The organism is Leisingera sp. NJS204 (assembly GCF_004123675.1).
Taxonomy (GTDB): Bacteria; Pseudomonadota; Alphaproteobacteria; order Rhodobacterales; family Rhodobacteraceae; genus Leisingera.
On record NZ_CP035417.1, the window covers coordinates 228,060 to 246,941 of the forward strand.

Annotated in this window: 16 protein-coding genes and 2 pseudogenes; 16 read left to right on the forward strand and 2 right to left on the reverse strand. The window is 55.6% G+C overall.

What is annotated here, in order from left to right:
* Nucleotides 1-321: 321 nt before the first annotated feature.
* Together ETW24_RS01215 and ETW24_RS01220 are read left to right on the forward strand one after the other, a co-directional pair.
* A pseudogene (locus ETW24_RS01215) lies at nucleotides 322-546 on the forward strand (integrase core domain-containing protein); the annotation flags it as partial.
* Between the two features lie 325 nt (nucleotides 547-871).
* Nucleotides 872-1,911, forward strand: a pseudogene (locus tag ETW24_RS01220) (IS481 family transposase).
* Between the two features lie 105 nt (nucleotides 1,912-2,016).
* On the opposite strand, the gene ETW24_RS01225 reads toward ETW24_RS01220, so the two are convergent.
* Entirely contained in the window at nucleotides 2,017-2,940 is a 924-nt protein-coding gene (locus ETW24_RS01225) for a LysR substrate-binding domain-containing protein (RefSeq protein WP_129369405.1), read from the reverse strand.
* Between the two features lie 197 nt (nucleotides 2,941-3,137).
* Here ETW24_RS01225 and ETW24_RS01230 point away from each other — a divergent pair, with 197 nt between their 5' ends.
* The 6 genes from ETW24_RS01230 to proC all read left to right on the forward strand — a co-directional run bounded on the left by ETW24_RS01230 (nucleotide 3,138) and on the right by proC (nucleotide 8,164).
* On the forward strand, nucleotides 3,138-4,199 hold the full coding sequence (locus tag ETW24_RS01230; protein WP_254695670.1) for a threonine aldolase family protein: 1,062 nt from the start codon (nucleotides 3,138-3,140) through the stop codon (nucleotides 4,197-4,199).
* A complete protein-coding gene (locus ETW24_RS01235) occupies nucleotides 4,189-4,959 on the forward strand; it encodes an amino acid ABC transporter ATP-binding protein (RefSeq protein WP_302664663.1) in 771 nt (256 codons plus the stop codon). Before ETW24_RS01230 ends, ETW24_RS01235 begins: the two co-directional genes overlap by 11 nt.
* A 29-nt stretch (nucleotides 4,960-4,988) precedes the next feature.
* On the forward strand, nucleotides 4,989-5,789 hold the full coding sequence (locus tag ETW24_RS01240; RefSeq protein ID WP_129369406.1) for an ABC transporter substrate-binding protein: 801 nt from the start codon (nucleotides 4,989-4,991) through the stop codon (nucleotides 5,787-5,789).
* A 69-nt stretch (nucleotides 5,790-5,858) separates the two neighbouring features.
* Entirely contained in the window at nucleotides 5,859-6,548 is a 690-nt protein-coding gene (locus tag ETW24_RS01245) for an amino acid ABC transporter permease (protein ID WP_205877321.1), read from the forward strand.
* A 10-nt stretch (nucleotides 6,549-6,558) separates the two neighbouring features.
* Nucleotides 6,559-7,248: an amino acid ABC transporter permease gene (locus ETW24_RS01250; RefSeq protein WP_129369408.1), complete on the forward strand. Its 690-nt coding sequence runs from the start codon at nucleotides 6,559-6,561 to the stop codon at nucleotides 7,246-7,248.
* 106 nt (nucleotides 7,249-7,354) lie between these two features.
* Nucleotides 7,355-8,164 carry a pyrroline-5-carboxylate reductase gene (proC, locus tag ETW24_RS01255; RefSeq protein WP_129369409.1) on the forward strand — a complete coding sequence of 270 codons (810 nt, stop codon included), beginning with the start codon at nucleotides 7,355-7,357 and terminating at the stop codon, nucleotides 8,162-8,164.
* A 258-nt stretch (nucleotides 8,165-8,422) separates the two neighbouring features.
* On the opposite strand, the gene ETW24_RS01260 is transcribed toward proC, so the two are convergent.
* Nucleotides 8,423-9,850 carry an FAD-binding oxidoreductase gene (locus ETW24_RS01260; protein ID WP_129369410.1) on the reverse strand — a complete coding sequence of 476 codons (1,428 nt, stop codon included), beginning with the start codon at nucleotides 9,848-9,850 and terminating at the stop codon, nucleotides 8,423-8,425.
* Between the two features lie 578 nt (nucleotides 9,851-10,428).
* Between ETW24_RS01260 and dctP the strand changes: the two genes are divergently transcribed.
* From dctP to ETW24_RS01300, 8 genes are all read left to right on the forward strand, one after another.
* Nucleotides 10,429-11,427, forward strand: coding sequence for a TRAP transporter substrate-binding protein DctP (gene dctP / locus ETW24_RS01265; protein WP_129369411.1), 999 nt, complete (start codon nucleotides 10,429-10,431; stop codon nucleotides 11,425-11,427).
* Between the two features lie 132 nt (nucleotides 11,428-11,559).
* Nucleotides 11,560-12,075 carry a TRAP transporter small permease gene (locus ETW24_RS01270; RefSeq protein ID WP_254695671.1) on the forward strand — a complete coding sequence of 172 codons (516 nt, stop codon included), beginning with the start codon at nucleotides 11,560-11,562 and terminating at the stop codon, nucleotides 12,073-12,075.
* Entirely contained in the window at nucleotides 12,072-13,361 is a 1,290-nt protein-coding gene (locus ETW24_RS01275; protein WP_102848410.1) for a TRAP transporter large permease, read from the forward strand. The genes ETW24_RS01270 and ETW24_RS01275 overlap by 4 nt, the downstream gene beginning before the upstream one ends.
* Before the next feature lie 778 nt (nucleotides 13,362-14,139).
* Nucleotides 14,140-15,273, forward strand: a complete 1,134-nt coding sequence (locus tag ETW24_RS01280) for a M24 family metallopeptidase (RefSeq protein ID WP_129369413.1) — start codon at nucleotides 14,140-14,142, stop codon at nucleotides 15,271-15,273.
* Between the two features lie 37 nt (nucleotides 15,274-15,310).
* Nucleotides 15,311-16,309, forward strand: a complete 999-nt coding sequence (locus ETW24_RS01285) for a TRAP transporter substrate-binding protein (RefSeq protein WP_129369414.1) — start codon at nucleotides 15,311-15,313, stop codon at nucleotides 16,307-16,309.
* 54 nt (nucleotides 16,310-16,363) lie between these two features.
* Nucleotides 16,364-16,858 carry a TRAP transporter small permease gene (locus ETW24_RS01290; protein ID WP_164982666.1) on the forward strand — a complete coding sequence of 165 codons (495 nt, stop codon included), beginning with the start codon at nucleotides 16,364-16,366 and terminating at the stop codon, nucleotides 16,856-16,858.
* A 2-nt stretch (nucleotides 16,859-16,860) separates the two neighbouring features.
* Nucleotides 16,861-18,171, forward strand: a complete 1,311-nt coding sequence (locus tag ETW24_RS01295) for a TRAP transporter large permease (protein WP_129369416.1) — start codon at nucleotides 16,861-16,863, stop codon at nucleotides 18,169-18,171.
* Nucleotides 18,172-18,174: 3 nt separating this feature from the next.
* Entirely contained in the window at nucleotides 18,175-18,801 is a 627-nt protein-coding gene (locus ETW24_RS01300; RefSeq protein WP_129369417.1) for a TetR/AcrR family transcriptional regulator, read from the forward strand.
* Nucleotides 18,802-18,882 lie beyond the last annotated feature (81 nt).

The following is an 18,882-nucleotide window of genomic DNA, read 5'->3' on the forward strand; positions in this document are numbered from 1 at the left end:
CCCAAACCCAAAAAACAAACGTTCATGCGGTAGGCAGCGAAGGTGCCAAAAGAGCCCAATGCAACGGATGCTGCGCTAGACATAAACGGGCAAAAAACGCGCTAAGCCGCCGCTGGCCGAAGTAGTGTCGGCAATTATGCGGGCCTCGTCATGACCTGGCTGTTTCACGGCGCATCCCAGCTTTACGGTCTTTCGGACATCGTGCAGCCTATTGGGAGTGCTATTGGGGGAAAGCGACTCGAAGTAACCTTTCGGCCCTGCGACCGCTGTGTCTCCCGGCTTGGCGATTTTGGCACCAGCTAGGTCACGGCAGACAGCACAGCGTACGACAATGCCCTGGCCGAGACGATCAACGGCTTGTTCAAAGCCGAGGTCATTCACCGCCGCGGCCCTTGGCGCAACTTGGAGGCAGTGGAATACGCAACACTCGAATGGGTGGACTGGTTCAATAACCGCCGTCTGCTTGAGCCAATCGGGAACATTCCGCCGGCAGAAGCAGAGGCCAATTTCTACGCCGCTCTGGAAACTGAGGACATTGCAGCATAACAAACTGAAATCAGCCTCCGGCAAACCCGGGGCGGTTCAACTCGCCGTGAAGCAGCTATCCAATTGCAGACGCTGACAGCGGCACAGAATAGGAGGACGTCTGGCGTGTTTCAAAATGCAGGTCAACATTTGCACGCCTCAAGGAGCTGGATGTTGAGGACGACTTCGGCTTACGTTGTCAAGTATTGAGGTGAATTAGTCTCGATGTGATCTGACACCGCCCCCATTTTTTCAAATTGGATTGGGGGCGGTGGTTCCCTTGAAGGGAGATGGTTGTCCGTTTTGATGGTGGTGCCAACCAAACCATCGAAACGAGGAAACCACGATGTTGAATACTACCGACAAGATCATCAAACACAAAACCGGCCTGCTGAATCTGGCCGAGGAACTGGGGAATGTCTCGAAAGCCTGTCAGGTGATGGGCTATAGCCGGGATACTTTCTATCGCTACAAGTCAGCCGTTGAAGAAGGCGGCGTGGAAGCGCTGTTTGAGCGCACCCGGCGCAAGCCCAATCTGGCAAACCGGGTGGACGACGCGACCGAGCAGGCCGTCATCAAATCCGCCACTGATTTCCCGGCCTACGGTCAGGCCCGCACTTCGAACGAGTTGCGTAAGCTGGGTGTCTTCGTCTCACCCTCGGGTGTCCGGTCGATCTGGCTGCGGCACGATCTGGCGAACTTCAAGGCCCGGCTGAGGGCGTTGGAAGCCAAGGTGGCCGAGGACGGCATGATCCTGACCGAGGCCCAGGTGCAGGCGCTGGAGAAGAAGAAGCTCGACGATGAAGCCTGCGGCGAGGTGGAAACAGCCCATCCCGGCTATCTGGGATCACAGGACACGTTTTATGTCGGCACCCTCAAGGGCGTCGGGCGGGTCTATCAGCAGACTTACGTGGACACCTATTGCAAGGTGGCGCATGCCAAGCTCTACACCACCAAAACACCGATCACCGCAGCCGACCTGCTCAATGACCGAGTGCTGCCATTCCATGACGAGCACGACCTGCCGGTGCTGCGGATCATGACAGTCGCGGGACGGAATACTGCGGGCGCGTCGACAAACACGATTTCCAGCTCTTCCTGGCGATCAACGATATCGACCACACCAAAACCAAGGTGAAATCACCGCAGACCAATGGCATCTGCGAACGGTTTCACAAGACGGTGTTGCAGGAGTTTTATCAGGTCGCGTTCCGCAAGAAGCTCTACGACAGCATCGAAGCCTTGCAGGCCGATCTGGACGAATGGCTGCACCACTACAACCACGAGCGCACTCATCAGGGCAAAATGTGTTGCGGCAGAACGCCGTTTCAGACCATGATCGAGGGCAAAGAAATCTGGAAGGAAAAGTTCCTGAACCAAACTTGACCTGACAGACGCCGCCGGAAAAACGGCCAACTGTCAGATCACATCGGAACCACTACACTTCAGGCGCTCAAAGAATATTCGGCAGCGCATACTGTCAATCCGCGCCTATCCAGTTTTGACTAGCTGCTTGATCTCTCGAAGATAGTTGTCTCGCGTTGCAAATAGGCTCGCTTCGAAGGCCTCAACAAGTGCGCTCGCTGGTTGGAACTTTGACCGCAGCAAAGTGCTCTTGAAGGGCAAGGTCGTTGTGAACCTCCGGAAGACAACAGGCCTGTGTTTGAAACTGAGGGCCGAAAACGGGTTGATGATTGCAACACCAACCCCCTGCGCAACCGCTTCTGCGGCCATTATGGAGTTATGCACTTCAATCGTTGTCGCAGGGACAACTCCCAAAGCCTCAAGCACACCGTTTAAACGCTGTGTATAGGCATCGTTCTGCCCTAATGCGACAAATCTCTGCTGGTCCAGATCCTGCGGGGAGATTTCCGCTTTTCTGCAAAGCGGGTGGTCTTCAGGCAGCATGCAGATTTCCGGAGCATCCGTGAACGGCTGATGCACCGTTCCCTCTGGTTCAATCGCATAGGCGGCAAGCCCGATGTCGCATTGCCGGGACGCCACCAGTTCCGAAATTGTCGGGGTTTGCCGGGTCGTTACCACCGTTTGGACATCCGGTCTGCTGGAATTGAACGCCTTCACGGCTGATACCAGAAACCCCTGCGAGTAGGCCGGGGCACAAGCAATGTGGATTCTGCCTTGCTGTAGGTTGCGGATTTCCTCGGCAGCCCGGCTGATACGCCGAATGCTGCGAAAGGATGTGTCGACCTCCTCGTAAAGCAGAAGTGCTTCCTGCGTCGGCACAACGCGGTTCCCCGACCGATTGAAGAGCGTCATTTTCACGGCGTCTTCCAGCTGCCGGAGCGACCTGCTGACGGCAGGCTGCGAGGTGTTCAGAATCTCGGCTGCGCCGGTCACGGTGCCCACTGACATCGTCGCGTGAAAGCACTCCAGAAGTCTTGAATTCAGCTGCATCTGCTTTTCCGCCTTTAGAACCGCGCTCCGGAACTATCCTTGTTAGCATATCAAAAGTGAATGCTGAAGTCGCAAACTTGCATTGTTCTTTAGGCTAAAGGCCGGGCCACACTGCTCTCGAACCAAAAAACGGGAAGAGATTCAGGGATGCGGAACGGCGGTGCTGGCTGCTCTCTATCCAAGTCAGGGAAGAGCACATGACGATGTATGATTTCTACGCGGACACCAAGACCAAGCCGACGGCAGAGATGCGTAAGGCCGTGCTGGAGTGTGCTGTCGGCGACGAGCAGAAAGATGAGGACCCGACCACTTCGGAACTGTGCGCCCGTGTCGCCAAGCTTCTGGGCAAGGAAGCGGCAGTTTTTCTGCCGTCTGGCACCATGTGCAACGAGATTGCCATCAAGGTGCATACGAACCCCGGCGACGAAGTGATCTGCGAGCAAAGCTGCCACATCATCAATTTCGAAACCGGAGGCCCTGCAGCCATCAGCGGAGTGATGATACGGGCGATTGAAGGCAGCAACGGGATCTTCACCGCAGATCAGGTCCGCGCCTGCATCCGCCCCAATTCGCGCTACATGCCGGAAAGCACGCTGCTGTGCGTAGAGCAGACCGCCAATATGGGCGGTGGCGCCATCTGGCCGCTTGAACAGCTGGACAACGTGGCAAAGGCCGCGAAAGACGCAGGTCTTGCCACGCACATGGATGGTGCGCGTCTCATGAACGCGGTTGCCAAGACCGGTATCCCCGCCGCGCGCTATGCACAACACTACGACACGGTCTGGATTGACTTCACCAAAGGGCTCGGTGCGCCCGTGGGCGCTGTTCTGGCGGGCACGCAGGATTTTATCGTTCAGGCCTGGAGGTTGAAACAGCGGCTTGGCGGCGCGATGCGGCAGTCGGGCATCGTCGCCTCCATGTGCCTGTACGCCCTGGACCATCATGTGGACCGTCTTGCCGAGGATAATGACCTTGCGGCACACCTCGGGCAGGAAATCGCCAAGCTTCCGATGGTCAGCCAAGTGCTGCCGGTTGAAACAAACATCGTGATTTTCGACCTGACAAGCGACGCGCCAAATGCGGCCGAAGTGGTCGAACAGCTGAAAGCAGAAGGCATCCTGACGGGCGCGTTTGGCGAACGGCGCCTCCGAGTGGTCACCCACATCGATGTCAACCCGGCTGCGGGCGAGGTGCTGCTTCAAGGCCTCTCAAGACTGCTCGGAACCCCTAATAATGAGGAAGTGTTCAATGATGCATGATGCTTTGACACCTGCCGAGGCGCTGGTTCGCGTCGAAGAGCTTTCCAAGGTGTTTCACACGGCGGACGGCCGGACCATCAACGCGCTGAAGTCTGTATCAACCCACGTGAGCAGGGGGGAAGTGGTCGCCATCATCGGCCCCAGCGGATCCGGAAAAAGCACCTTCTTGCGGGCTTTGAACGGGCTGGACCCGTTGACGTCCGGCCATATCTACATCGATGGCGTCGATTTGGCCGACCGCTCCACGGACATGAATGCGCTGCGCGCGGACGTCGGCATGGTGTTTCAGCATTTCAACCTGTTCCAGCACAAGACATCGCTCGAAAACATTACTCTGCCTCAGACCCTGGTCCGCAAACGCTCCAAGAAAGAAGCCGAAGAGACTGCAATGGATCTTTTGCGCCAGCTTGGGCTGGATCATCTGGCCAACAATTACCCTTCACAGCTTTCTGGCGGCCAGCAGCAGCGCATTGCAATTGCCCGCGCCTTAGCGATGCAACCGAAATTGATGCTGTTCGACGAGGCCACTTCGGCACTGGATCCCGAAATGGTGGGTGAAGTGCTTGACCTCATGAAAGGTCTGGCAGCTGACGGCATGACCATGTGCCTGGTGACCCATGAAATGAACTTTGCCCGCGAAGTCTGCGACCGGGTCCTGTTCATGGACGGCGGCGAATTGGTGGAGACCGGCAAACCTGCCGAATTCTTCGAAAATCCGGAAACCGACCGGGCAAGCCAGTTTCTCGACAAAGTTCTCTAACCATCACGCAATCTTAGGGAGGAAATGTGATGAACTTCTTCAAAACCCTGCTTGCAGGGGCCGCTACTTTTGTGGCTGCTCACACTGCATCGTTTTCAGAAGCCGAGGCGGATACAGTCTCCGACATTGTGAACCGCGGCGCGCTGAACATTGCTGTTCAGACACAGGGCCCGCCGTTCAGTTTTGTTGACAAGCATGGTGAACGCACCGGGTTCGCCGTCGAAGTGGTGAAGCTGATTGCCCAGGATATGGGTGTCGAAATCGAATTTCACGACTACGAATGGAAAGGGCTGATCCCGTCGCTTCTGGCGAAAAAGGTCGACTTTATTGCCGCCGATATGACACCCACGCCGCAGCGGGCGCTGCAGCTCAACTTCACTGAACCGTTCTACTACAGCGAAGTCGTGGCTTACACCAATGGCAACAGCACCGCTGCCACTTGGCAGGACTTGAACCAGGAAGGCGTCAAGATTGGCGTTCCGCAGGCCAGCTCACACGTCAAATTCGTGCGGGACAACCTGCCCAATGCAACAGTTGTTGAGCTTTCCGGCGGCAGCCCGGCCGTCGCCCAGGCACTCTCTGTCGGCCGTGTGGACGCGGGTGTAACGGCCCGTGAAATCGCGGTCCAGTTCACCCGCGAATTCGAAGGTGTGCGTGTCGTTGACGGGGTGATCGTGAAGTCGCCGCTGAGCTTCCCGGTTCGGCCTCAGGACACGCACCTGCAGTCCTGGCTGAACAACTGGTTCCGGATCAAACACGCCGACCGCACAATCGAACGGATGCTGGAATACTGGGTCCTGACCGACGCCTGGGAAGCCGATCACAAGTAATCCTCTTCGACCTTCATCGAGGGGGCAGAAGCGGCCCCCTCGAAACGGCATGATCCAAGGGAGGCGATTATGAGCCTTATCGAAATCTATAACTACCGGGTCGTGTCCAAATACCTTCCCGAGTTCGCTTGGGGTCTTTGGGCAACGCTTTGGATTTCCTGCCTGTGCCTAGTATTGGCCTTGGTTCTGGGAACCCTGATTACAGTTGCCCGGCGCTCCCGCAAGCGGTGGTTGTCAGCTCCGGTGGCAATCTACGTCGAAGCCATCCGCAGCACACCGCTGCTGGTTCAGCTCTACCTTGTCTATTACGGGCTGTCTCAAATTCCCGTGTTGAACATTCCTGTCCCCGCGCTAGCCTGCGGTATCTTCGCACTGACCGTACATACGGCAGCCTACATGAGCGAAATCATCCGCGGCGGCATTGAGTCCGTGGACCGGGGGCAATTTGAAGGCGCCAAAGCAGTCGGCATGACCGAGCGCCAGGCTATGCTGCACATCATCTACCCGCAGGCTTTTGCAAACATTGTGCCAGCGCTGCTGGGCCAGACGGCGGTCCTGATCAAGGACAGCTCCATCCTCAGCTTCATAGCTGTATTCGAACTGCTGGGCGCCGGGCTGATGGTTCTGTCCGACCGGGTGATGCCCGTCGAAGCCTTCCTGACCGCGGCCTTCGGATACCTGCTGATCTACATTCTCATGCTGCAGTTGTCATCCATCGCCAAGCGCAAGCTGGCAGGCAACACCTGGCGCCAACGGTAAGGAGGCCACCATGTGGGAACTCACTCTGCAAACCATGCCATTCCTTCTGGAAGGCTTTCTGAACACGATCCTCATTTCACTGGCAGCAATCACCTGCGGCAGCCTGGTGGGCCTGCTGCTGGGGCTGGCACGAACTGTTGGACCAGGATACCTGGGAAACTTGGTCGGGCTTTACGTGCATCTCGTGCGGGCGACACCATTCCTGGTGCAGATCTACATCGTCTATTACGTGCTGCCGACGTCAGGCTGGGGCATCTTCGATTTTTCGAACTTCGTAGCCGCAGTGATCGCGCTCACGATCTACACCTCCTCGTACACGGCCGAAATTATACGCGGATCTCTCGAGGCCGTACCGAAAGGACAATGGGAAGGTGCCGCAGCAGTGGGCATGACAATGTGGCAAAGGCTGCTGAACGTCATCCTGCCGCAGGCTTGGAAACTCACCCTGCCACCGCTTGCTGGGGTCTACGTCCTAGTTATCAAGGGCACTTCCATCTTGTCGGTGATCGGCGTGGTCGAACTGATGCGGCAGGGTGAGGATGCGATCCACCGCCATCCGGCACATATCATGTGGATCCTGTTCCTCTGCGCCGCCCTTTACTTCCTCTACTGCTTCCCGATCCTTCGCGGCATCAAACATATGGAAGCCCGGATCGCCCTCCGCGGCCGCCGGAACCCGGCCAATGAGGAAGGCTGGTAAATCCAAGTCGTCCTAGCTTTCCGGTACAAGGGCGGCCACCCGAGACTCCCCGTGAGACAGGCTGGCATTAACCCGTCGAGCAGTCCCAAATCAACGAGGCAAAGCCATGGTAAAACAATCAAAAACAACTCTTTTCATTGGGGCTGGGAACATGGCTCAGTCAATTCTGACTGGATATAAAGCCAGTGGCGGCGACATGGCCCAAGTCTCGGTTCTGGATCCATTTGCGGATGTGGAATTGGCAGTTGGCCTGAACCTGAAAGGCCTCTACCGGCGGACTGACGAAATTGAACCGGACACGCTGTTTGATGTTGTCGTCCTGGCTGTCAAACCGCAGATTTTCGAGACCATCGGCACTGATTGGGCTTCTGTTTTGATCGACGGTGGGACAGTCATTTCGATTATGGCGGGTGTCAGCAGCACGCGTATAACCGCCTGCGCAGGGAAGCCTTGCTCTGTCGTTCGCTGCATGCCGAACATGGCCGCTGCCGTCGGTAGATCAGTCAACGTTGCTTACACCGCGGATAGCACTCGGAAAAAGACCTTTGAAACGCTCTTCTCAGGCTCTGGTGCCATTCGATGGCTCGCAAACGAGGACGACATGCACCTTACCACAGCCATCTCCGGCAGCGGCCCAGCTTACTTCTTTGCGTTCGTCGAAGCTCTTGCGCAAGCGGGAACAAAGGCCGGTTTGCCTGCGCAACTTTCTCTTGATCTGTCGATTGACACAATGATCGGAGCCGCCGACCTGCTGAAAACGAAAAGGGCCCCAGCGGACCTGCGTCAAAGCGTTACGTCTAAAGGAGGGACTACTGCGGCTGCATTGGATGCCTTTGGACTGCACGACAATCTGAAGGCTGTTGTTGATGATGCCGTAGCAGCAGCCGTGGCCCGCTCCCGTGAACTCTCTCTTTGAGTAAGGCTCAGGCCCCATTGTTTTCAGCCGATAGCCATAGTTCATCATCGGAAAATCGAGCTGTTACATGTTTGATCGTTGCGAACTAGGCAACTCCGAAAACTGAGGAGAGAGCCGCTTAACCAACTGAAATCTGCCTCCGGCAACCCCGGCGCGGTTCACAACAATCATCTATAGGCTATCAGTCCCGGCTTTATTAATGGGCTGCGTGTCCTGCGATTTAGGACACGCAGCCCGATAGGAGTTGCCATCCTACTCTTATTGACTATCCGCGCAGCGGTTAACCACTTTCCCTGGATTCATGACACCTAAGGGGTCAAAGGCATTCTTCAGTGCGTTCATGAAATGACGCTTGATCGGGTCTCCATAGTTTTGATCAAGCGGCAGCTTGTCCTGCCCAAGACCATACTCAGCGCTGAACGAGCCGTCGAGTTTTGCGACGAGATCGTAAATACAGGGAGAAACCTTTGCGCTCACTTCATCGAGGTAGGCTGGAGACTCGGCACCTTCCGGGGCAAGCACGTTGAAGTGTACATTGCCATCCCCAACATGGCCGTAAACAGAAAGACGGGCTCCTTGCCCGTACCGGTTGACGAGATCGGAGCCAAGTTCAATGAACCTGGCCATATCAGAGATACGAACAGAAACATCATGCTTCACTGAGCCGCCGTTGAGCACTTCACCTTCGGGGATGTGTTCACGCAGGTTCCAAAAGTCCTGTCTTTGCTGTTCGCTTGTTGCAATGACACCGTCCACGATTATTTCGCCGGACATTCCATCCTCAAAGAACGCTTCGATGGCCTGGTCGAGGCCCAGAACCGGGGAGGACGATGCGGCCTCGATCAGCACGAAATGTTCGGAAGGGGTTTGAATGGGGCGGCGCAATTCAGGCTTGCCGGCAAAGAGAAGGTCGAGAGATGCACCAGAGATGTATTCGAACGACGTGACCGCCTCACCTGTATACCGCTGAGCTTTTGCCAAGAGCGGCATCAAATCACTGATCTCATTGATCGCCAGAAAGGCAGTGACGCGGCTCGCTGCAGGCAAAAACAGACGCAAAGAGGCTCCGGTGACGATACCGAGCGAGCCTTCCGCGCCAATCAGAAGCTGGTGCAACGCATACCCTCGATTGTCCTTCCGCAGTGGTGACAAGTTGCTGAGCACTTGGCCATCCGGCAGCACGACCTCGAGGCCCAGAACCAGGTCCCGGGTAATCCCGTAGCGAACTGCCGAAACCCCTCCGGCATTTGTCGAAATGTTCCCGCCAATTTGGCACGATTGCTGAGAACCAAGCGACAAGGGGAACATCAAGTTCTCCTGTTCCGCCGCTTCATGGATCTCGGAGAGAATGCATCCCGCGTCCACAGTGATCGAGAGGTTGTCGGCATCCACCTCCCGGATCTTGTTCATGCGCTGCAAGCTGATCAGCAGTTGCTGGCCGCTTTCGTCCGGGGTCGCGCCACCGCAATATCCTGTGTTGCCGCCGACCGGGACAAGGGCGACGTTGTGCAGATTGCAAAGTTTGACAATTGAGGCCACTTCCTCAGTCGAACGGGGGCGCAACAGTGCTGGGCTTTCACCGGTATACTTCTTCCGGAAGTCAGTTGTGTAGCCGTTGATTATGTCTTTGTCGTTCACCACGATCTCTGCCGGCAGCTCCGCCAGCACTTTTTCATATGGAGTCATCACGCACCCTCTTGTGTTTGACCGGCATGGTAATGGGCGCTCGTTTCATGAAATTCTGTTTTCTTGTCCGGAAAAGGCATTCTGTGCCGCCTTGGCAGAAGTTTGGGCCATCAAACTGTTTGCCGTCTCATAGATCGCTGAACGAACGCTCCGCCAAGATCACGAGATCCAGGCACCAAGCTGCAACTCGCCAAAGGCAGGCCGTCAGTAAAAAATAAGCGCTAGAATCGGCACCCTGACGGCAGTCGGCGCAAAACAAAAGATGGCACTGAAGGACTTGGTTAAGCCCACAGATTCTGCCGTTTCACTGCAGCCTTCAGCATAATCAGGATTTTCCGTGCTCCTACTCTGTTTGGACCAAAGAGGAGGAGGGGAACCTTTGGCGATGCCGGAAGCACCACAGTTTTATGACCTTGCGAACACAGGCGCTTGGCTGGCGGTGGTCTCGGCAGGCTGGACCGCAAACCGCTGCTGACCTTGTTCGCTCTGCTGACGCTCTCACAGCCGAGCACGAGAAAGCCGCGTGCGGGAACACCCTCGACCACGACATCCTTCGGTTATGAGGAGAGATACTGAAGATGAAAACATTCCTGAAATATCTGGCAGCTGGATCTGTTGCATTGCAGCTTGCCGCGCCCGCATTTGCCGCCGATATGCGGCTGAAGTTCGCCGGGGTTTTCCCGGTAGATCACCAGGGTTCCAAAATGATGGAACAGGTCAAAGCAGACATTGAGGCCGCAGATGTAGGCCTGAAGATTTCGGTGTTCCCAGCAAACCAGCTTGGGTCCGGCGAAGCACTGCTGGAAGACGTCGCGCGCGGGAACATCGATTTTGCCGCTGCATTTCTTTATGCAGACACCGATCCGCGACTTGAAATCCTGTCCATGCCGTTTCTTGTGAGCGATTGGGACGAGATGAACTCAGTCATGCGCGACCTGGATTCCGAGTTCAACACCATCATTCAGGAAACCCTTTCTGACCATGGTGTGCGCCTTCTGGGTCAAAACCCTGAAGGTTTTGTCGGCATCGTGGCCACTGAAGAGCCGGCAAACTGGAACAACTTCGACGCTAAGAACATGAACATTCGTGTCTGGTCCTCGAACGTTGTGAAGTCGATGGTTGAGACCCTCGGCTACCAGGCGACAACCATGTCGTGGGGCGACATCTTCCCTGCAATTCAGTCAGGCATTGTTGATGGCGCAATCTGCTGCACGAAGACTGCAACTTACTCAATCTTTGCAAAGAGCGACGTGGGTTCGCATTTCGTCCAGTACAATTCGATCCCCGAGAACACGTCCTACTACGTTTCGGAAAAGACCTGGGAAGACCTGAACGAAGAGCAGCGTGAAGTCGTGCAAGCGGCCTTCACCAAGGCATCGGATGATTTCTTCGCCTACAACCGTGAAAACGATGCGGTCTTCGAGCAGAAGCTGGTCGAAAGCGGCTACACCATTCTGAAGTTGTCGCCGGAAGAGCAGCAGGCCATGGCCAGCAAGGTACGCAGCGAAATCTGGCCCATGCTTGAAGAAAGCGTCGGTAAGGATAACATCGATCGCCTTCTCTCCAGCCTGAAATAAACTACTCAAAACACAAGAAGGGCCGGCCGTCACAGGTCGGCCCAAGTGTATGAATACAGGGGGAAATCTATGGCGCATATAGCCGAGATATTACCAAAGGGTATCGCAACGCCTCTTCAGGGCTCCCTGAGGATGATGCGCTGGATCGTGATCCTCAGCGGATTTCTGATGTCAGTCACGTTCTTTCTGGTCGTGATCATCAGATATGGTTTCAATGGTGATCTATTCGCCTATGAGGAATGGCTGCTGACAGCCTGTTTCTGGGGCTTCTTTGCTGGATCAGCTTTGGCCTCCGAACGCGGACACCACATTAATGCAGACATCCTCGGGATTATTATCACAAACCCAAGACTGCGATGGTGGCGCCGATTGATCGTGCTGACCATTGAACTGGTGGTGACCGCAGCAATTCTCTACTGGGGGTATCTGATGCTGGCCGAGGAGCTGGCCAAATACCCGATCTGGAAAACCACCCCGGCCCTGAAGATCCCATATTTCGCTTGGCGGGTCTCAATCTTCCTTGGCTTCTTCTTCATGACGATTTTTGCCGCGGCGTATCTTTACGCGCACATCAGAGGCATCGAAATTGACTATGGGGATGACACAGACGCCGAAGATATGAACAAGAAAAAGGAGGCGGGCCAGTGATTATTGCAGGCAGTCTGGTCATTATCTGCGGCATGCTGCTGCTGGGTGTCAGCGTCTATGTGGCATTTGGTGCAGTTCTTCTTTTCCTTGCGGCCATGGGAGGGCACGAAGTTTCAGGCTACCTGCCGTCGGGCTCAACGAAACTGCGTTCCCTGGTTCTTCTGGCCATTCCTCTCTTCATGATTGCAGGGACAATAATGGAGCGTGGCAAAATCGCGGCTCCGCTTGTCAGCCTTGCCGAGCTGTTCATCGGCCACCTGAAAGGCGGGTTGAGCGCAGCAACCGTTCTGGCCTGCGGGATTTTCGGATCCATCTCCGGTGCCGCCAATGCGACGCTGACTTGTATCGGCAGTATCATGATGCCGCATCTTCGTCGCGCGAATTACCCGGAAGGGCAATCTGCCGCGCTGATCGTATGCGCAAGCCCCTTGGGCCTTCTGATCCCGCCCAGTGGAAACCATATTCTCTATGGCTGGGTGGCGCAGCAGTCAGTTCTTAAGTGCTTTCTATCGACTGTCGTCCCTGCGCTCATTCTGATAACTCTGCTTATCGCTGTGAACCAGTTCATGCTGCGTAAGTATGACGATATCGAACTGCTGGAGCGCCCGCAGGAATTTGGCATGGCATTCCGCCAAAAGGCCACTCTGGCCTTTCCGGCTTTGCTGATGCCGCTCATCATTCTGGGGGGGATCTACGGCGGTATCATGACGCCGACAGAAGCCGCCGGCGTTGCGGTTGTCTACGCTATTCCTGTGGCAATCTATGTCTACCGCGGCCTGACTTGGCGGGCTCTGGTTGAAGCGCTGACGGATTCAGGCGTGATCATCGGCGTCGTCATGGTGATGATCTTCATGGTGCTTATCGTCAGCAAATTCCTGATCTTTGAGGATATCCCGAACATCGCAAAGGATCTGGTCTACTCTGTGTCAGACAACCCGATTGTGATCCTGCTGATGGTCAATCTGGTCATGATCCTGATCGGTATGCTGATGGACGACATCTCTGGCCTTCTGCTGTCGACACCGATTCTGCTGCCAATCGTGCAAGGCGTAGGAATGGACCCGATCCATTTTGCCGCTGTGCTGGGGGTCAACCTTGGAATGGCAAACATTACGCCGCCGACGGCACCCTTGCTTTATCTCGGGGCGAAAATCACCAAGACGCCGGTATCCAGCATGTTGCTGCCGACGCTGATCTTTATCATCTTCGCGTGGCTTCCAACTCTGGCTCTGACGACATTCGTGCCGGAGATCGCTCTCTGGCTACCTGAGCTGCTGCTGGGGTGATCCCAAAATTCGGCTCCTCCGCAGTTGGAGCTAAGTTTTGAAAAAAGAACCGGCCGCACCTTCGCAGGTGCGGCCGGTTGGCCTTCTCCGCCTTTGGCCTCTGCCATTGGCGGCAGTGATTCCCGGAAACGTCTTAGAGGTCAGGAGTGCTTCAAATCTCCCTTGGCGGAGAGCTCCAGCAGAAATTGCTTCGTGCTAACACGGCTGCAGCACAAAATTCCACCAAAGGAGAGTGGCGCGAAACTCACTCTCTCAAGGCATGCAAAGCTGGCATACCAGGGATGATGAGTTGGTAGTTTATTGAGTGAAAGCAGTGTCTTAAAAGTTCTCCCAAGCTCAACAACAGAGCTTGCCGATATCATTCACAGGAGACGAAAATGATCAAAGACCTCAGAAATACGGTGGAACTTTTCGGGTTTGTTGCAACTGGCCTCGCTGTCATTGGAGCAATGGTTGTCGCTTCGCTGACATGAGTTCTTCAGCGGAGTGTACCAGCACTGAAATTCCAAAACATACCTTTTGAAAGCCGGCCTAACCGCCGGCTTTCATAGTCTTGGAGGAACAAGTTTAGGCACGAATGAGCTGAACTTCCACTTAAGCCTTAGACTAAGGCAGAGTTCGGTCACGAGCTGCCAATTTCCCCGCCCGCCGGGGTGAAAACAGATTGTGCTGACAGCAGCTGCCATCAAAGCATCCTATGCTGAATGCCGGCTGAGAACAGCATAAAGCACCGGGCAGAACAGTCCTCAATAAAGAAACAGTCAGTCCTGATTGTTAGTTGAGGAAGACCATGCTCGAACACCAAAACCGCTTCTCCGCTCTCGAAGAGAAAATCAAGAAGGCAGGCCTGGACGCCTTTCTGATTTCGACGAAAGACAGCATCTTTTACTTCACTGGTTTCCGCTACGAACCCTTTGAACGACCCTTCTTCATTGTCGTCCGTCCGGGTAACCAACCTGTCTTTCTGACACCCCGGATCGAAGCCGAAAACATGGCGACCATTGCTGTGCCGCACCAGATCGTCGAGTACATCGACTACCCCGCACCGGCCGGCGGCAGCTACATCGAAGCTCTGCAATCTGTGTTGCCTGCCGATGCAAACATCGGCGTCGAAATGTCGATCACCGGTGAATTGCTGGTGGCGTTGTCCAGCTGGTCGCCTCAGGTCCTGCCTTATGTCGAACAGCTCCGCATGGTCAAAAGCCCTCACGAGGTTGCTGCCATCCGTAAGGCGGCGAAGTATTCAGACCGTGGCCTGAAGCTAGCGATGGATTTGGCCCGCCACGGCGGCCGCATTGCGGACACCGACAAGGCGAACAGCCTGTTGCGAGAGGAAATCACGCAACAAGAAGGGTATCTTGACCCTTATATTTCAAACATCTGGCAGGGTATTTGGTCCGCACCCTTCAGTGCCCAGCCACACCGCTTTCCAGAGCCCTCGGACACCCTGATAGAAGGGCCGAATGTCGGTCTCTCTTTCCTGCGTGTGAATGGGTATTCCGCGGAAACCGAACGCACCTTCTTTGTGACCTCTCCCAGCAAAGAAGATGCCGAGGTCTTCAACACCATGGTCGAAGCCGGAAAGATAGGGTTCGCAGCTCTGCGCCCAGGTGTCAGTTGCCACGATGTCGACCACAAGGTGATGGAGTTTCTTCGCGCCGAGGGCTTTGGAAACAATCTGCTGCACCGTACCGGACATGGGATCGGCATGGGAGGTCACGAAGGCCCCTGGGTTGCCGAAGGCAGTGACGACGTCCTGCAGGAGAACATGGTGATCAGCATCGAGCCAGGCATCTACTGGCGCGGTCAGGGCGGGTTCCGCCACTCGGACACCGTTCTGATCACCAATGACGGATACGAGATGCTGACCGACATGCCCCATGACATTGCGTCAATGACACTGGGCAGCTGACGTCCAAATCAAAACGAAACCAACAAGGAGAACCCAAATGAAACACATGCTTCTCGCAAGCGTCGCGGCGCTGTCGTTTGCTGTCACCGGCACCACAGCAATCGCGGACAATGTCACGCTGAACCTTTCCAATGAGTATTCCGCCACGTCCATCCACGGGGTTGGCGATGCGCGCTTTGCCTCATTGGTCGCCGAAAAGACCGGCGGGTCCGTCGAAATCGTGGTCCACTACGGTGGTGCCTTGGGCTACAAATCGGCTGATCACTTTGACGCCGTCGGCGAGGGAGCCCTGGAAATCGCCGACACCTACGGCGGCGCGCTTGGCGGCATTGATCCGCTTTTCCTGATCTCTTCGTTGCCTTTCTTCGTGACCACAGTGGAAGAGGCCGAGTTGCTCTACAAGGTGGCTGAACCCGAGTTCAAAAAGGTCTTTGAAGAAAACGACCAGATCCTGCTCTACGCCTCTCCCTGGCCGCCGTCAGGCATCTGGGCCACTGATGCGAAGAACTCGACCGATGCATTGGCGGGACTGAAAATCCGCACCTATGACAAAAACGGCACCACTGCTCTGAACGAACTGGGCGCAGCCGCGGTTCGCTTGTCCTGGGCCGACGTTGTTCCGTCTATCTCGACGGGAGCTATCGATGCGGTCCTGACCTCTGCTGAGGGCGGGGTCTCTGGCAGTTTCTGGGAACACTTCGACACGTTCACTGAAATCTACAACTACGCGATCCCGCTGAATTTCGTCCACATCTCGAAGGATACCTTCGACGGTCTTAGCGAAGAGCAGCAGGCTGCCGTCCTCGAAGCCGCCGCCGAAACCCGCGATCAGAACTGGGCTGCCATCCCGGACCGTCTTGCGGAAACTTACGGTCATCTTGCTGAAAACAAGGTGTCCGTGGTCACATCAGACGACGACACCTACCGGACCGCTCTTCAAACCGCCGGCGAAGCTGCTCTGAAGGACTGGCTGGAGACCACCGGCGACCGGGGGCAAGCCCTGATCGACGCCTTCAATGCAGCGAAAGCTCAATAATACCCCACAAGTCGGTGGCGTCCCCTGATGCCACCGACGATCCTGGAGAATACCATGCGACTTCTTCTGCGTGCGATTGATGCTGTGTCCTATTCCGCCCTGATTTGCGCGGCTGCCATTCTCATCTACGCCGTTTCACACATCCTTCTCGAAACCGTCATGAGGACTTTGTTCGATACCTCGACCCACGTTCTGGATGAGTTCATTGGCTTCGCGGTTCTGTCCATTACCTTCTTGTCGCTGTCCTGGACACTGCGGGACGGAGGCATGATCCAGGTGAACCTGCTGACACTCAGGCTCCCGCGCAGAATTAAGCAAGCGATCGAATTCATCGTGGCCGCCTGTGCAACAGGTCTGGGTGCCTACTTCTGCACTTTCCTATGGCGCAACCTGATCAAGAACTGGAAGCGCGGCGCAGTCAGCGAAAGCGTGGCCGAAGTTCCATTGTGGATACCCGATGCCATCGTTTTTGCCGGGGCCTGCTTACTGGTGTTGCAGTTATCGGCCCTTGCCATCCGCCCATTCATTCCAAAGACACAGGAGGGCTAATCATGGACCCCGTTACAACAGCACTCGCCGTTTTCATTCTGATGCTCGCTGTTTTGGCGACTGGTATGTGGGTATTTCTTGCTCTCGCCACCGCAGCGTCAGTTTCGCTGTTCGCCTTCATGGGTTTCCCGCCTGACAAAATCGGAGCGATTGCCAGCCGGATCATTGTGCGAAGCGCCTCCTCCTGGGAACTTGCTGCTGTTCCAATGTTCATCTGGATGGGAGAAATCATGTTCCGGACGGATATTTCCGAACGGCTCTACAAAGGTCTCTCTCCGCTCGTATCAAAAATTCCTGGAGGGTTGCTGCATACCAATGTTTTGGGATCAGCTCTCTTTGCCGCCGTTTCCGGATCCAGCGCGGCGACAACTGCCACTGTGGGCCGGATCACCACAAGTGAGTTGAACCAGCGGGGATATTCCCAAAGCCTCGCGCTTGGTTCCCTTGCCGGTGCCGGCAGCCTTGGGCTTCTCATTCCGCCATCCATTGTCCTGATCATCTACGGGGTTCTGGCCGAAGTTTCGATTGCAAAGCTGTTTATCGCTGGTGTGGTTCCTGGCCTCATGATCGCAGCATTTTATGCTGCCTATTTGGCCGCAAGATGCGCAATTACACCAGCACTTGCACCCAAGGACGCAATCAGCAAGGAAGACGCCCGGCCAAGTGCTATTCTAGGAAACCTTGCTCCGGTCTTTGGCCTTATCCTGGTCGTTCTGGGGTCGATTTATACCGGGTGGGCAACGCCCTCTGAAGCAGCAGCCATCGGTGTCTTTGCCGCACTCTGTTTCGCGGCAATCAGCAAGCAAATGTCACGCGCCATGCTGGCAGAGTCGCTGATCAATGCGCTCAAAACCTCATGCATGGTCTGTTCAATCCTGATGTGCGCAGCCTTTCTGTCGTCCGCTATCGGCTACATGCACATCCCGCGAAATATTGCAGTGGCGATCGATGCACTGAACCTGTCCCCCTATGTCCTGATCGCTTCACTGGCTCTATTCTACATTCTGCTCGGGTTCTTCCTGGATGGCATTTCGATCATCGTGATGAGCCTGCCGATCACTCTGCCTGTTGTCGTTGCCGCTGGCTTTGACCCGATCTGGTATGGCATTTTCCTGGTTATCATGATTGAGCTGGGCCAGATGACACCGCCTGTTGGCTTCAATCTGTTTGTCATTCAGGGTTTCTCCGGCGTGCCGATCCACAAGGTGGCGGTCTATGCCATACCTTTCTTCCTTTTGATGTGTTTCGCCGTACTGCTGATGGTCGTCTTTCCGCAAATTGCGCTTTGGCTTCCAGCCTATCTGGCAGGCTAAGACATGACGGCATCCAGCAAACCACGGCGAACACAGGCCGAAAGGTCCGCGGCGACCCAGGCCCGGATTTTGGAAGCAGCACAGTTCCTGATCGTTGATCGGGGGCTGGCGCACACGTCAACACAAGACATCGCGCGCCAGGCCAACGTGTCGCGGGGTGCGATGCTGCACCACTTCCCGTCACGCAAGGAACTCATTCAGGCGGCCTATGCTGGGATGCTTTGCCGCGAGGCGGATCTGCTGCGCAGTTTCACTCGGGCGCTGAAACCTGGTCAAAACCGACTGAAAGCCCTTACCGAGTACATCTGGGAAAGATACCAAAGCGGAATCTTTCAGGTGTCCATGGATTATCTGTCCGAGGCCCGCGTGAATGAGACAGAACTGGCTTATGTCGCTGCAGAATCCCAAAAATTCAACGAGGCGCTCAATGACGTCTGGCACGTTGAACTCGCGGCGTTCGGCTGTAGCGCAGACATACGGCAAGCCATGATGAACGAATTCATGTGCCTCGTTCGCGGCATGGCATTCCAAAGCCAATGGCGCGATGATCCGGTGTACTTTCAGAATATGCTGCAAAACTGGCTTCTTAGAGCACGATCCACTTTAATTCCCGCAAAGTCAGCCGGGTAGATGCAGCACAAAATGCTGTCAAAGGAAAAACGACGGCTGAAAATGCCGTTCCCAGCTGCAAAACGCACTTTCCTTCCGGCA

Coding starts and splice junctions, on each gene's coding strand:
- ETW24_RS01225 (WP_129369405.1), bottom strand. CDS start 2,940: ATGCAGCTGAATTCAAGACTTCTGGAGTGCTTTCACGCGACGATGTCA.
- ETW24_RS01230 (WP_254695670.1), top strand. CDS start 3,138: ATGACGATGTATGATTTCTACGCGGACACCAAGACCAAGCCGACGGCA.
- ETW24_RS01235 (WP_302664663.1), top strand. CDS start 4,189: ATGATGCATGATGCTTTGACACCTGCCGAGGCGCTGGTTCGCGTCGAA.
- ETW24_RS01240 (WP_129369406.1), top strand. CDS start 4,989: ATGAACTTCTTCAAAACCCTGCTTGCAGGGGCCGCTACTTTTGTGGCT.
- ETW24_RS01245 (WP_205877321.1), top strand. CDS start 5,859: ATGAGCCTTATCGAAATCTATAACTACCGGGTCGTGTCCAAATACCTT.
- ETW24_RS01250 (WP_129369408.1), top strand. CDS start 6,559: ATGTGGGAACTCACTCTGCAAACCATGCCATTCCTTCTGGAAGGCTTT.
- proC (WP_129369409.1), top strand. CDS start 7,355: ATGGTAAAACAATCAAAAACAACTCTTTTCATTGGGGCTGGGAACATG.
- ETW24_RS01260 (WP_129369410.1), bottom strand. CDS start 9,850: ATGACTCCATATGAAAAAGTGCTGGCGGAGCTGCCGGCAGAGATCGTG.
- dctP (WP_129369411.1), top strand. CDS start 10,429: ATGAAAACATTCCTGAAATATCTGGCAGCTGGATCTGTTGCATTGCAG.
- ETW24_RS01270 (WP_254695671.1), top strand. CDS start 11,560: ATGATGCGCTGGATCGTGATCCTCAGCGGATTTCTGATGTCAGTCACG.
- ETW24_RS01285 (WP_129369414.1), top strand. CDS start 15,311: ATGAAACACATGCTTCTCGCAAGCGTCGCGGCGCTGTCGTTTGCTGTC.
- ETW24_RS01290 (WP_164982666.1), top strand. CDS start 16,364: ATGCGACTTCTTCTGCGTGCGATTGATGCTGTGTCCTATTCCGCCCTG.
- ETW24_RS01295 (WP_129369416.1), top strand. CDS start 16,861: ATGGACCCCGTTACAACAGCACTCGCCGTTTTCATTCTGATGCTCGCT.
- ETW24_RS01300 (WP_129369417.1), top strand. CDS start 18,175: ATGACGGCATCCAGCAAACCACGGCGAACACAGGCCGAAAGGTCCGCG.